The sequence below is a fragment of the Microvirga lotononidis genome, from assembly GCF_034627025.1.
GTDB classification, from domain to species: domain Bacteria; phylum Pseudomonadota; class Alphaproteobacteria; order Rhizobiales; family Beijerinckiaceae; genus Microvirga; species Microvirga lotononidis.
Genome location: NZ_CP141049.1, coordinates 481,298 through 494,044 on the forward strand (window position 1 = coordinate 481,298; position 12,747 = coordinate 494,044).

The window sequence follows — 12,747 nt, forward strand, 5'->3', positions numbered from 1 at the left end:
TCTAAGCGCCCTCCCCGTCTCGCTCCCTAGAGCAAATCCTATTCACGGACCGATCCTTGAGCATCTCGATGACGAATGAAGCCATTATTTTCACGGACGGCGCTTGCCTCGGAAATCCCGGACCTGGAGGCTATGCTGCTGTCGTCACCATTGCGGGTGAAGAGCAGGTCATTGTGGGACGCAACCGCTCCACAACCAACAACAAGATGGAAATGACGGCAGCCATCAAGGCGCTCGAGGCTGTTCCTCAGGACCTCCCCATCGTGATCCACAGCGACAGCCAATACGTGATCAAGGGAGCGACCGAATGGCTCCGTGGTTGGAAGGCTAAAGGCTGGCGTAAGGCTGACGGAAAGCCTGTCCTGAATCAGGAGTTGTGGATGCAGATGGACGCTGTAATGGTGGGCCGGACAATCACCTGGAAGTGGGTGAAGGGTCATGCCGGTCACCCTGAGAATGAGCGCGTCGATCGGCTCGCCAACTGGGAAGCCGTGAGGGCTGCTGCGGGAGCCGGAACGGACCCGATCACCATTGAAGCGGCTACGGCTTGAGCCAGACATCTGCTTCAGGTGTACCCATCAACAAGCTCGTTTGCCGAACCTGTAGGGTTAGCTGAGCCGTTCACTTACGGTTCAAGGCTGTCGCCCGACCTTCCCTGTCAGTGCTGGACTATACCGGTCGGCGTCGCCAGCGAACACAGGGAGGCTCTCATGGTGAGTTGGTCCAAACGAGTAAGTCCCACCGCCACTCTGGTCGCCGTTGCAACTTTGCTCGGTGGGTGCGTGACCGGTACTGAGGTTTCCTACAGTGAGTATCGGTATGACCGTTATGGCGGGACTGAGCGCAACCTCTACGCAGATCCGTCCCGTGGCATCGAAAACGAGAGATGTCGAACCGTTGTCCGGAGGCTCATAAACCGCTCCGGAGAAGAGGTTGTCAGGCGTGATCGCGTTTGTGGCCCGACTGGTGAGATAGAAGCCGCAGAAACTTGGGGAGTCCGAGAGCCTCGCCGGAACGTCTATCCCAGCCCAGTTGAACCACCTGAGGACGTTCCATATGTCGACTAACAGCAATCAACGTAGTAAGGCGCCCTAAGGTAACTCTGATTCAACGTGCTCGTCTGTGCTGCACTACCAAGTCTAGACCGCCTTCCGGATGCTCAATGGGCTGGCAGTGCGCCTAATCATTGACAACCAAGGACGCTTACCCAATATGACTACTATGGTCACATTATCCCGGAGAGGTGATGTCATGCAGGAAGTTCAGCTCAAGGACGCGAAGGCATCCCTGTCTGCCATCGTTGATCGCGCCGCCGCCGGTGAGGAGATCGTGATCACTCGCCATGGCCGAAAGGAAGCTGTTCTTATTTCCTGGGACGAGTTCCGGCGCCTCTCGACCGTTCCGTCCTTTGGTAAGCTCCTCATGTCAGCCCCAGTCGAAGCAGGAGATATTCCCGAGCGGCACGAGCCGCCGCATCGATCCGAGGAGTTTTAGGTGTATCTGGTCGACACAAACGTCATCTCCGCCAGAGCACCATCCAAGAGCTTCCCCCCGGACGCGCTCATTGGGTGGATGGATGTCATGTCTCCCAGACTTTTCATCTCGGTTGTCACGACAGGTGAGGTGATCGCGGGCATTGCAAAGGCCCTGCGCGAAGGAGCCACGACAAAGGCCAGCAATCTCGAAGCATGGTGGGCTGCTGTGGAGCACCTTTACGGGCCTCGGATCCTGCCTTTTGACGGTGCGGCTGCCCGAGCTGCCGGACGGCTTCTCGACAAGGCTCGCAGCATCGGTCAATCGCCTGGTTGGGCGGATATTGCCATCGCCGGCACGGCAAAAGCTCATGGGCTCACAGTGCTGACCCGCAACCTGAAGCATTTCGAGCCGCTTGGTATTGAGTGCCTTGATCCGTTCAGACAGCTTCCACCGCTACCCTGATGATAGATCCTGCGTTGCTCTTCTAATCACAGTAGCCCGGCCTTAGATCAGGGAAGTAGCCAAGCACATGCCTCATCCCTGATAAGTCTCGGTTATCGGGAGTGAACCAGAACCTTCATCTGTGTTGTCACCGCTCGAGTGGAATAGGTTACGCCTCGGCGGTTGAGGGGCTGCATCAACTTTCTTATCGAGTGGCTTTGCCTCAGTCTCCGGCGACAGATGCATGATAGCTGCCAAGATCACGGTGGGACGGATCTTCATTGCCTGATCGATCGCCTTCAGGAGCTCATCGTCCTTTGCCCCGTACTCGAGGATGCCCAGCAGGAAATGCGATGATGTCGCCGATTCTCGGATCGTCTCGGGCTGCAGGCCGGTGACGTTCAGAAACTGGATGATCCGGTCGACATCCGCGACAATAAAGTTCAGGACTTGGATGGCGATACTCTCGGCGTCGCCTCGGCCGGCAATGGTCCGGCGCTGAAATGTCTCGGTCATGTCAGCTTCCGCCATGTCCCGTATGGGTCGGCACCAGAGTATTCGATACAGCCTGTCCAGACACGATAGCCATTCTAAGCCAACGCAGAAGCCTGCCCATTTTTCCTGACGTGCCGATAAAGCCTGCCCTGGTGACCGTTTGAAGTTTGCAGCGATTGGTGCTAGTCCCCTGCCCTTTCCCATAACTGCTTCCAGGGCAGCCCAATCCAAGACGCTGCGTCTTGCCTATCTTGAAGACGATTATCTAACAATCAGGAATTGCCAGATGCCCGGCATCGCACGTCAGTTCGAGCCGCAGATCACCCGGAGTGGTGGCGCCCCCTCGAAGTACCGTTTCATCATCCACTGCTCGGGCTGTGCAAGTACGGACGTGTATGAAGCAGCCAGACCGACCAGCAGCGAGACAGTGAGACACTACTTCGACGGGCGGGGCTGGCTGCTTGGACGGGATCGCTCCTATGACCTGTGCTCAGCCTGCCTGGCACAACCACAGCGAGCCAAGGGGACCAAGCCTTCCAGTCAGCCCCAGCACAACAGACTGTCTGCCGGCCAGCGCCACCAGGACACGGCCGATATTCTGGCCCGGCACTTGGGCAAACCCGAGGTTCTGGCAGCCGAGGTCTTCCGCCCGAAGGAGACCACATCACTGCAGGCCGCTTCTTCAAGGACTCCGCGACAAGTCAGTCCTCCACCATCTCTCTCGTCCGAGGTTGAGCAAACTATGACCGCGATGGCGGCGGACCTGAAAGGCCTGCGTGCGGCAGTTGAACTCATCGCAGATCAGATGGGCAAACTCGTGGCGCTGGGTGGCCAACAGGTTGAAGTCATAGCCCGCTTGGCCCCTGCCCTCCTCCAGTCCACTGGGGAGCTCTCAGGCAGTCTTCGGCATGTGGCTAGCGCGGTCCAGGCGATTCCGCAGCAGCCGCTTCCGGCCATCGACCCGCAGCCAACACCGGAATCTGTGCCCGAAACAGATGGGACGCGCGCAGGCGATGCTGAACCAGCGGCAAAACCAATGTCGCTGGTGCACCCCCGACCCAAGGGCGTTCAGGGCAAGCGAGCGCCGAAGGGCAAGGCCGATCAGACTCCATCCGCTGCTGTCGTGGTGAAGTCGATTCCAGACGCCAAGCGTTCGGACCGGTTCTACACCTCCATCCGCCTGACCCGCGAATTGTGGGAGAGGACTGGGTTTGGATCCGAGGACCGTCTCCTCCTCGACTGGAGCGGTAAGGTTCTCACCATTGAGCGCGCGACGGACGGTGGTGTGAAGCCGAAATCGATTGGCGACACCTCGGTGGTGCTGCAATCCTGGAAGCTGGGCAATCTCAACTTCGATCAACCGATCATCACCTGTGGCCGAGCCTCCCTGCGCCTAAGCGTCGAACGGGACCGACAAGCACCTTGATTGTCTTCCGCTAGTAACGGCGCGGTAGCCGAAGATGTTGGAGATGGCGCTACCTGCAAGGGGAAGGTCCATGGTCGAGAAATCCTGGTATCGCCTGCGAAACTGCTACCGCCGTCACACACTTTGCGGGAAAAACGGAATCCAACACCTGTTGACAAAAGCCATCAAGGACGTGGTGAGACGCTGAACTTTGTTCGCGCCAATCCGCGAGGACAGGCGGATGAATGCCGAACACCCTTGGGAAGCCTTTGGTCTTGCGTGTGACACGGTTTTCCAGTTGTCACACGCGATAAAAATTGCTCGTTCCCATGTTCCCGCTAGTCTCCCGCGGCAACACCAGGCCCCTAAATGAGCGCACCTCAAAAGAAGAGTGAAACCCTCTCCGTCCGCGTCTGCAGTGAGCTGAAAGCCAGTTTGGATCGCTATGCTGCCGGTCTTGGACGGGATTCGTCATCCGTGGCACGAGAGCTTTTGGTAAGAGAGCTACAGGAGAGATCACTGATGGTGGCACAATACCGGCCGCCCACGGTCGAGATCGGACAATATGGTCCGCAGGCGGAGTTTTTCTCCGATGATGGCCAACTGCATGTTGGGGTCATGGTCGCGACGTATCGGCATATAACAAACCTTGTCGTCTTTAATCCCGCCGACCCCATGACACCGCGGATGGACGCTCTCGGCATCCATTGCTGGATGATGTGATCGCCTTTATCAGATCAGGATCTTATGATTGGGACCACCCGCGCTATCGCGAGTTGTGCACAAAGCTAAACCTCGATCCGGACCGGGGACGACGCCAATTCCGCGCGGAGGATCAGGAACTTGTGTTCCAATTGGACCAAGCGCTAAACCGCAGGTCCTGGACACCGCACACCGCCTTCATTTTTGATCTGATTGAGTGCCTGCGAACGGATCACAGGCCTGATATCCAGGTTGTTGAACGTGTCCAGCGGGAGATGATCGAATGGGAAGACGATGACAAAGCCGCTCTCTTCCAGGAGGCCCTCAGCCGCATCGATACCACACGCCTGAGTGGTTCCAACTTCACCCTCATCCGCTTCTTGCCCAGCGCCTCGGGGGGTGAGTTCCTCTCATCCATCTATGGGACTTATACGGAGGATACCCCTGATGGCTGGCCTCCCGGGCGCTATGACAGGTTGAGAGGGATCGCCCTGGAGCCTGATGGTCAGAGTCTCTGGGTCAAAACGGTTTGGAAGCGTTTAAGCGAGCAGGGGGTGATCTTCCTCTCCCGCGAGGAGGCCCGCCATTATCTTGATGGTGAAGGGGCCTATTGGGCCTACGTGATGCCTGGGGGCACGCCGGAAGCGGGGCTTGAGCCGCGTCGCCCATCACCCAAGGAAGCTCTCCTGTGGCGTGTGAAAAAGCCGAAAACTCTGCTCGCTGACAGAGCGCATGGGCTCCCATAAGCCTATCGGTTCCGAGCAGGCTCGATCGACCACGGGGAGCAGCAGGACAGCGGCCTGCTCCTCCCCAATTTCTCCCGCTTGGGAGAGCAATCTCACTCGCCGGTTTCAATCAGCGCGCCGCCGTCACAGAGGTTCGACCGCGGTTGCCTTGCACGTCGAAAGCGAACTTTTCCTCGCCGAAAAGGTCACCGTTCCCACCCCCCCTCTTGGTCGCGACTACGCTCTTGTACCCGGTCCTGGCTCCGCTCTTCCATTCGATCACGCGTGGCGCTGTTGTGCTCCCGCCCCTCCCGCGCCGCCTGCTGGCGTAGTTCCTGCTCCTGCCGCACCTGGGCCATGCGCGCCTGCCGCTCCTCGGCGGTCAGCGCTCTCTCGGCACCGCCGCTGCGCAAGCGAATTTCCTCCATCCTGGCCCGGCGCTCCTCCGCCGTTATCTCCTGCACCTTGTCGCCTTGTGCCCGCATCCTGGCCTCCTCCATCCGCCGCTGCCGGTCCTCGGCGGTGACCGGCCCGAGTTGGTGTTCCTGCGTCCATTCGCGCGCCGGCTGCCGCTCACCCTCTGGCGTGCCCGCCCTCTCCGCCTGGCGCTCGCGTGTCTGCTCCTGCTGCCTGGGTTCGGCAAGGGTGTAGCTCAAAGCTGCCGCCTTGCCGCCCCCGCGCTCCATCTGCCGCCCCAAGGCCACCTCATCTCGCGCCAGATCCTGACTGGCATAGACCTTCAGGTCCTGCGCGTGCCGGGTCAGCGCCACATAGCTCGCTTCCCGCCGCCAGGCATGGGCATGATCGTAGAGGGTCATGACCTCCCTTTGTGTCTTGCCCTGCCCCTTGTACACCGTGCCGGCATAGCCCAAGCCCCAGCCGCGGTGCTTCACGGCGTCAAAGGTCACGGCCCGACCGCCGTCTAGATGCACCGTGAGCCGACTGTCCTGGATGCGGGTCACAACCCCGCCCTCCCCATTGCGCAGCTCAAGATTTGCCGCCCGATCACGCACGGTGGCGTGGAACGTGACCCGGTCGCCGGGGCTGACCACGGTTTCCAGCTGCCGCTCGCCCTTCTCGGTCGCAAAGGTGCGGCCGGCCTCCTCATCAATCTGGCCGAGCGCGATGCGCGCCTGGCGCAGATCTCGGTTCAGCGCATCCACCGCGTCATTGGTCGCGGCGTAGACAAAGGGCAGCGGCTGGGTCGGGCCTTGCGTGCGCACCACCTCCGTCCAATCACGAACCAGATCAGCGCGCGCCTGCACCAGATCGGAGGACCAGCGCACCGCCCCGCGTTCGCTGTAGGCCCGCACCGTCGCCGACAGATCACCCCGCGCCGCCGCCGCACTCGCCTGGCGCTGCCACTCGTGCCGCTGCCGGCGCACTTGGGTCAGTTCAACCGCCCTCGCCTCCTCCGCCACCAGAGCGAACATGCCGCCGCGCTCGACGCTCGCCAGTTGCCGCTCGTCGCCAAGCCCGATCACCTTTGCCCCGGTCTCGCGCGCATGTGACAGGACCCGCTCCATATCCCGGTGCGAGAGCATGCCCATTTCGTCCACGATCACCACCGTGCGCGCATCCCAGGTCTCACGGCCGCGCTCCTGCCGCAGCATCTCGGAGGCCACCGTGCGGCCTTCGCCAAAACCGTCTTTGCGCATGTCGGCTGCCACCGTGTTGGTGGGGGCCAGCCCGATCACTCGGTAGCCACTGCTCTCATGCGCCTCCCGGATCGCCGCCATGGTGTAGGACTTGCCCGTGCCGGCCCGGCCGCGGATGACGGCAAGCCCCTGCCCTTGCGTCGCATAAACCAATGCCCGCTCCTGCTCACCATCAAGCGTTCGCGACGACCGCGCGGCCTTCATCGCCCGCGCGGGCACTGGATGCGCGGATTGCCGGGTCAGCGCACCGGCATCGGCGAGGATGCCGCGCTCCTGTTCCAACACCGCCTTGGTGGTGAAGCGCTCACTGACCAGCACCTGCCCGTCGCGTCCGGATTGCCGCTCATCGAGATGCACCAGATCGACGTGGCCGAGTACCGCGGCACGTGCGGTCTCAATCTCCTGGGCCGGCAGGCTGGACTTCGTCAAATACGTGTCGAGATCGCGCGCCGTGAACGTGGCGGCGCGCGCCGTCAGGTGGGCCAAAACTCGCTCCGGCCGGCGCGCGTTCTCCCGTTCTTTTTCCGCCCGCGCCGCATTGGCCTGGTGCAGTGCCGAGGTCTCGGTTCGAAACGCGGCCCCGAGATGCAATTGCGGTGTCATCCGCGACGGATCGACGGTGAGCGCCAGCCCGCGCGCCCGGAAGAATTCATCCTGGAACGATCGCCACTCCCGTGTCAGCGCACCGGTCTCCGCAATAAAGCCCTTTTGAAGCCCGGGCGCGCGCGCAAATTCCGGATTGAGCTCGCGCGCCTTGGCCCCGAATCCGTCAGGTCCAAGCCGGCGCGTCGAGACCAGAACATGCGCATGCACGTTGCCGTTCTCGCCATGATCGCGGTGGATTGCCCATTGTACCGCGACACCTGCTTGGGCGAACTTCCGATCGAGCCAGGATTGCAGCAGCGCGCGGTTGTCCTCGGCCGACAATTCCTTTGGCAGCGCGAGCACGTAGGACTTGGCCACCTGCGGCTCGCCGTGGCGCGAAAACCGCAGCTCGCCGGTCTTGCGGTCCCGCACCAATTCACGCTCTGTTGCGGCGTTCCACAAGGCATTCGTATCGAACGCCCAGTCCGGCGCAGTCTCGGGAACCATCAGCCCCCGCGCCAGCACGTCGACGTCCTTGCCATCGAAGCAATAGCTCGTGCCGCTGACTCGATCGCGTCCGTTCGAGCGATCGATGTAATGCGATAGGCCCACGGCAGAGCCGGAGCCGGCACGTACAATCGCGACGGAGGCAAACTCGATGGCCATGCGGGATGTCATACCCCTCGGAGAGCGCACAAAATGCACAAGCATTTTGTATATTGCGTCTGAAACTCCTTCGGAGCCTATTGCCAAGCTTGGCTGGCGTCAATATCAGCCTCCCCGTCATTCAAAGGGGACTGACAACAAACGATGAGTATCGAAGTGAATAACGCTGCTCCGTCTGGGGCGGCAAAGACGGCTGATCCAGCCGTTGGCATTCTCGCCGAGATCGAGAGGCTGCGGGACAAGTCGAAGGCCAAAACTGCAACCCCCGCCGAGAAGCTGCGCCTGCGCCGCCTCTCGCTCGATCTGGCTGAGCTGCGCCTGGCCCAAAAGACCGCGGCCCTTGCCGAAAAGCGCCGCAAGATCGAAACCCAGCAGAAGGTGATTCTGGGCGGCTGGGTCCTGCACGCCAAGGGCGATCCGCGCCTGGCCGCTCTGCTGCGGGAATCTCTGTTTGATTACCTCAATGACCGCGACCGCGCCGTGATGGCCGATCTGCTCGCCGAGATCGGAGGCTGACTATGGCGGAAGCGACCAAACCTTCTCCCGGCGAATCCATGGCTCCGTTCTGGATCGGCCTCGTCCTGGCGCTTGGCGTGATCTTTTGCCTCTACTTCGCTCTCTTCGCCGTCGTCTATGACGCTTTCCTGTGGCGCTGGGAGGCGATCCCGGCCCTGATCGCCCGCCCCTGGGCTACCATCGATTGGGCCTTCGGAGTTGTGAACAAGTTCGGCTTCATCGATCCGATCCGGGGGCCGATGATCGGCGCTGGCGTCCTCGAAGCCCTCATCGCCGTCGGCGCATACGCCGGTCTTAAGCGCCTCGGCCTGTTCAAGGGCAAGCAGCGTTATTCCGAGCGCCGTCTGCGTGGGGCCCGCGTCCTCAACGACATGGCCTACGGGGCTGCGGAATTGATCGCCTACGGCTCGCCCAAGGGCATGAAGGTCCGGCACATCGAGCGCCTGGCCAAAAAGCCCTGGGCCAAGATCGTCACGACCGCCCATGAGCAGGACATGATCCGCGTCGGCGGGCTTCCTATGCCGCATTTCGTCGAGACCGAACACACCCTGATTACCGGCTCCTCCGGCTCCGGCAAATCCTTTCTCATCGCCCAGACCTTGCATGACCTCGCAAAGCGCGGCGACCGGGTGATCTGCTTTGATCATGGTGGCGCCTTCCGGCGTCAGTTCCCGAAAGTCGATGCAGTCTCGCTGTCCCCAGCTGAGGAAGGCTCGCCGGGCTGGGATCTGCGCAACGAAGTGCGCGCGCCACACGATTGGGAACTGCTCGCCGCCTCCGTCGTTCCTGAGGGCTTTGGGGCGAGCGCCGATTGGCGCAACTTCGCCCGCGATCTGCTCGCCAATCTCGGGCACAATGTCGGGGCGCAATCCTCCAATGCCGAACTGCTGCGCCTGTGCACCGTCGCCGACCGGACGGAGCTTGCAATCGCTCTCGAAGGCACGGCGGCAGCCGCCCATTGCAGCGATGACAACAAGGCCTTCCTCGCCTCAGTGCGTTCAACTCTCGTGCCCTTCGTCTCCGGCTGGAAGTACATGAAGGGTGGCGACTTCTCCCTGCGCCACTTCATAGCTGAGGACACGCGCTGGCTCTGGCTGCCCTATGACGCGACCAACATCGCAGCCCATAAGACCCTGCTTGCCACCTGGGCTGACATCCTGGTGACGGCCGGCCTCGAACGGCCTGACGACGCCCCGCCGGTCTGGATCGTAATCGACGAGATGGATGCGCTCGGAGCGCTGGGCCGCTTCCGCGATGCGGTCTCGCGCCTGCGCAAGAAGGGCGTGCGCATCCTGGTCGGCGTCCAAAGCCGCACGCAACTGGTCGAGCTCTATGGCGAGGCTGGAGCCGATACGGTGCTGGCCTCCCTCAGTAACAGAGTGATCATGCGCGCCTCCGATCACCGGCTCGCCGAGTGGTCCTCGAAGACGCTCGGCGACGTGGAGGTCGAGGAAACCCGTCTGCAACGTGGTACGCAGACCAGGGACAATCCAACCTCCTTCGCCTCGACCAAAAGCAACAGCGAGACCGAGATTGTGCAGCACCGCACCAAGCGCGCCGTGATGCCGGAGCAGATCTCGGCGCTCAGTCGAGGCCATGGCTATGTGAAGTTCAGCCAAGGCCTACCGACAGTCCGTATCTGGCCGCAGGATATGGCAGCCTGAGAATGAAGCACCGGTTCTTCGGTCTTTTGCTTAGAATCGGTGCTTCAAGCTCGTGGAACCGCCCTCCCCTCACGCCCGGGCCTCGTTAGGGGTCCTCGCAGGGCCTCGGTCCGAAAGATGAGGAGACCGGATTTTCAGGTTGCTGGGGAGAGAGGGCCGCGCCTCTCTTCTCTCCCCTTCTTCATGGTCCTGAGAATGTCGCCGACGGCGGCGGCCTTGTGAACGGGGAGGCTCGGCCTCCCGCAAAAGCTGTCCAGGCGCGCAAGCGGTAGCCGCGCCCGGAGCGATGGCGAAGCAGGCCCGAAGCCGCCGCGCCTTCATCAAGCGCTGAAGGTGTGCTGAGGGCTATGTGGCCAGGGTTTCCGCCTTTTAGGGTCCGATAATCGTTCCAATAAACTGAAACGGGTCCCCTGATATGCCTCCTGAGCTTGCCCTCATCCTGTCTCTGGTCAGGATACCGCGCTGGTAATGCGGCATAGGAGTAACCTTTCGGGAGTTCGAATCCTCCCTCACCACCTGAATTTGGATGGGACAGCCACTTGGTGCCCAGGAGAGGATTGTACCATTATAAGGATTGGTCCAGCAAAATCAAAGACTTATCCTGCCTCTGACTTGGTCATGTGTACCACCTTCTTGGACCACCGTCGAGCCCCTGCAAGGTATCGGTGCCTCTCCGGAGTCTACGATTAGCAGCCTGCTTCTACACCGATGAAAAAGGCCCTGGACTACTCCAGGGCCTCACACCGCAGGTGGCTGGACTTAGAAATCCATGCCTCCCATGCCGCCCATTCCTCCGCCTGGCATGGCCGGAGCGGCTTCCTTCTTCGGCAACTCGGCCACCATGGCTTCGGTGGTGACCAGCAACCCGGCCACTGAAGAAGCATCCTGGAGAGCCGTGCGAACAACCTTCGCTGGATCGACGATCCCGGCCTGGAGCAGATCGACGAACTCCTCGGTTTGGGCATCGAAGCCAAAGGTCTCGGACTTTGTGTTGTCGGTGATCTTGCCGACCACGATCGAACCTTCCACCCCGGCGTTCTCGGCGATTTGGCGGATTGGAGCCTCGAGCGCACGCAGCACGATGTTGATGCCGGCTTGGATGTCTGGATTGTCGCTCTTCAGCTTGGCGACGGCCGCCTTGGCGCGCAGCAGAGCCGTTCCGCCGCCGGGGACAATGCCCTCCTCAACTGCGGCCTTTGTGGCATGCAGCGCGTCGTCGACACGGTCCTTCTTCTCCTTGACTTCAATCTCGGTGCTCCCGCCGACGTGGATCACCGCAACACCGCCCGCGAGCTTGGCCAAGCGCTCCTGGAGCTTCTCACGGTCGTAGTCTGAGGTGGTCTCCTCGATCTGTGCCTTGATCTGCTGAATGCGCGCTTCGATGTCCCGCCGGTCACCGGCCCCGCTGACAATGGTGGTGTTTTCCTTCTCCACCCGAATGGTCTTGGCCCGACCCAGCATATCGAGGGTCACGTTCTCGAGCTTAATGCCGAGGTCTTCGGAGATCGTCTGGCCGGCGGTCAGAACAGCGATATCCTCGAGCATGGCCTTGCGGCGATCACCGAAGCCCGGAGCCTTCACGGCCGCAATCTTGAGGCCACCCCGCAGCTTATTCACGACCAATGTTGCAAGAGCCTCGCCCTCGATATCCTCCGCGATGATCAGCAGCGGCTTGCCAGTCTGAACAACAGCCTCGAGGATCGGCAGCATGGCTTGCAGGGAGGAGAGCTTCTTCTCGTGGATGAGGATGTAGGGATCCTCGAGCTCGGCCACCATCTTCTCGGTATTGGTGATGAAGTAGGGAGAAAGATAGCCGCGGTCGAACTGCATGCCCTCGACCACAGCGAGCTCGGTTGCAGCCGTTTTAGCCTCCTCGACCGTGATCACGCCCTCGTTGCCGACCTTCTGCATGGCTTCCGCCAGCATGCGGCCGACCTCGGCATCGCCATTGGCGGAGATGGTGCCGATCTGCGCAATCTCCTCGGACGAGGCCACCTTCTTGGCGCGGGCCTGGATGTCCTTGACGGCTTCCGCGACAGCCATGTCGATGCCGCGCTTGAGGTCCATCGGGTTCATGCCGGCGGCCACTGACTTGGCGCCCTCGCGAACGATGGCCTGGGCCAGAACCGTCGCGGTGGTGGTACCGTCGCCTGCCACGGTGCTGGTCTTGCTTGCTACCTCGCGGACCATCTGGGCGCCCATGTTCTCGAACTTGTCGGAGAGCTCGATCTCCTTGGCGACGGTAACGCCGTCCTTGGTGATGCGGGGCGCACCGAAGCTCTTCTCGATCACCACGTTGCGGCCTTTGGGGCCCAGCGTGACCTTCACCGCATCGGCGAGGATGTCGACGCCGCGCAGCATCTTTTCGCGGGCATTCGCGGCGAACTTGACCTCTTTGGCTGCCATCGTTTTTC

The 12,747-nt window shown here is 61.5% G+C and carries 11 protein-coding genes and 1 tRNA gene; 9 read left to right on the forward strand and 3 right to left on the reverse strand.

Annotation, left to right across the window (positions count from 1 at the left end; translation table 11 throughout):
* Window positions 1-68: 68 nt before the first annotated feature.
* The 3 genes from rnhA to U0023_RS25775 all read left to right on the forward strand — a co-directional run bounded on the left by rnhA (window position 69) and on the right by U0023_RS25775 (window position 1,938).
* Window positions 69-551 carry a ribonuclease HI gene (rnhA, locus tag U0023_RS25765; protein WP_009489504.1) on the forward strand — a complete coding sequence of 161 codons (483 nt, stop codon included), beginning with the start codon at window positions 69-71 and terminating at the stop codon, window positions 549-551.
* A gap of 700 nt (window positions 552-1,251) precedes the next feature.
* A complete protein-coding gene (locus U0023_RS25770; protein WP_009489506.1) occupies window positions 1,252-1,494 on the forward strand; it encodes a type II toxin-antitoxin system Phd/YefM family antitoxin in 243 nt (80 codons plus the stop codon).
* On the forward strand, window positions 1,495-1,938 hold the full coding sequence (locus U0023_RS25775) for a PIN domain-containing protein (protein ID WP_009489507.1): 444 nt from the start codon (window positions 1,495-1,497) through the stop codon (window positions 1,936-1,938).
* 72 nt (window positions 1,939-2,010) lie between these two features.
* On the opposite strand, the gene U0023_RS25780 is transcribed toward U0023_RS25775, so the two are convergent.
* Window positions 2,011-2,433, reverse strand: coding sequence for a DUF3572 domain-containing protein (locus U0023_RS25780; RefSeq protein WP_009489508.1), 423 nt, complete (start codon window positions 2,431-2,433; stop codon window positions 2,011-2,013).
* A 265-nt stretch (window positions 2,434-2,698) separates the two neighbouring features.
* Here U0023_RS25780 and U0023_RS25785 point away from each other — a divergent pair, with 265 nt between their 5' ends.
* The 3 genes from U0023_RS25785 (at window position 2,699) to U0023_RS25795 (ending at window position 5,265) form a co-directional block, all read left to right on the forward strand.
* Complete coding sequence (locus U0023_RS25785; protein WP_009489509.1) at window positions 2,699-3,838, forward strand: hypothetical protein; 1,140 nt, start codon at window positions 2,699-2,701, stop codon at window positions 3,836-3,838.
* 348 nt (window positions 3,839-4,186) lie between these two features.
* Window positions 4,187-4,540, forward strand: a complete 354-nt coding sequence (locus U0023_RS25790; RefSeq protein WP_154660928.1) for a ribbon-helix-helix domain-containing protein — start codon at window positions 4,187-4,189, stop codon at window positions 4,538-4,540.
* Window positions 4,537-5,265, forward strand: a complete 729-nt coding sequence (locus U0023_RS25795) for a hypothetical protein (RefSeq protein WP_009489512.1) — start codon at window positions 4,537-4,539, stop codon at window positions 5,263-5,265. The genes U0023_RS25790 and U0023_RS25795 overlap by 4 nt, the downstream gene beginning before the upstream one ends.
* Before the next feature lie 185 nt (window positions 5,266-5,450).
* Here U0023_RS25795 and U0023_RS25800 read toward each other — a convergent pair whose 3' ends face one another.
* Window positions 5,451-8,153 (reverse strand): AAA family ATPase, encoded by a 2,703-nt coding sequence (locus U0023_RS25800; RefSeq protein WP_040638015.1) that lies wholly within the window; start codon window positions 8,151-8,153, stop codon window positions 5,451-5,453.
* Between the two features lie 156 nt (window positions 8,154-8,309).
* Here U0023_RS25800 and U0023_RS25805 point away from each other — a divergent pair, with 156 nt between their 5' ends.
* The 3 genes from U0023_RS25805 to U0023_RS25815 all read left to right on the forward strand — a co-directional run bounded on the left by U0023_RS25805 (window position 8,310) and on the right by U0023_RS25815 (window position 10,848).
* Window positions 8,310-8,669, forward strand: a complete 360-nt coding sequence (locus tag U0023_RS25805) for a hypothetical protein (protein ID WP_040638016.1) — start codon at window positions 8,310-8,312, stop codon at window positions 8,667-8,669.
* A gap of 2 nt (window positions 8,670-8,671) precedes the next feature.
* Complete coding sequence (locus tag U0023_RS25810; RefSeq protein ID WP_322883842.1) at window positions 8,672-10,333, forward strand: type IV secretion system DNA-binding domain-containing protein; 1,662 nt, start codon at window positions 8,672-8,674, stop codon at window positions 10,331-10,333.
* Window positions 10,334-10,767: 434 nt separating this feature from the next.
* A tRNA-Thr gene (locus U0023_RS25815) sits at window positions 10,768-10,848 on the forward strand.
* Window positions 10,849-11,092: 244 nt separating this feature from the next.
* Here the strand turns inward: U0023_RS25815 and groL are convergent.
* Window positions 11,093-12,739, reverse strand: coding sequence for a chaperonin GroEL (gene groL, locus U0023_RS25820; RefSeq protein WP_009489516.1), 1,647 nt, complete (start codon window positions 12,737-12,739; stop codon window positions 11,093-11,095).
* Between the last annotated feature and the right edge of the window lie 8 nt (window positions 12,740-12,747).

Bases quoted from the DNA above. Each gene is read 5' to 3' on its own strand.
- rnhA (WP_009489504.1), top strand. From the start codon at position 69: ATGACGAATGAAGCCATTATTTTCACGGACGGCGCTTGCCTCGGAAAT.
- U0023_RS25770 (WP_009489506.1), top strand. From the start codon at position 1,252: ATGCAGGAAGTTCAGCTCAAGGACGCGAAGGCATCCCTGTCTGCCATC.
- U0023_RS25780 (WP_009489508.1), bottom strand. From the start codon at position 2,433: ATGACCGAGACATTTCAGCGCCGGACCATTGCCGGCCGAGGCGACGCC.
- U0023_RS25785 (WP_009489509.1), top strand. From the start codon at position 2,699: ATGCCCGGCATCGCACGTCAGTTCGAGCCGCAGATCACCCGGAGTGGT.
- U0023_RS25790 (WP_154660928.1), top strand. From the start codon at position 4,187: ATGAGCGCACCTCAAAAGAAGAGTGAAACCCTCTCCGTCCGCGTCTGC.
- U0023_RS25800 (WP_040638015.1), bottom strand. From the start codon at position 8,153: ATGGCCATCGAGTTTGCCTCCGTCGCGATTGTACGTGCCGGCTCCGGC.
- U0023_RS25810 (WP_322883842.1), top strand. From the start codon at position 8,672: ATGGCGGAAGCGACCAAACCTTCTCCCGGCGAATCCATGGCTCCGTTC.
- groL (WP_009489516.1), bottom strand. From the start codon at position 12,739: ATGGCAGCCAAAGAGGTCAAGTTCGCCGCGAATGCCCGCGAAAAGATG.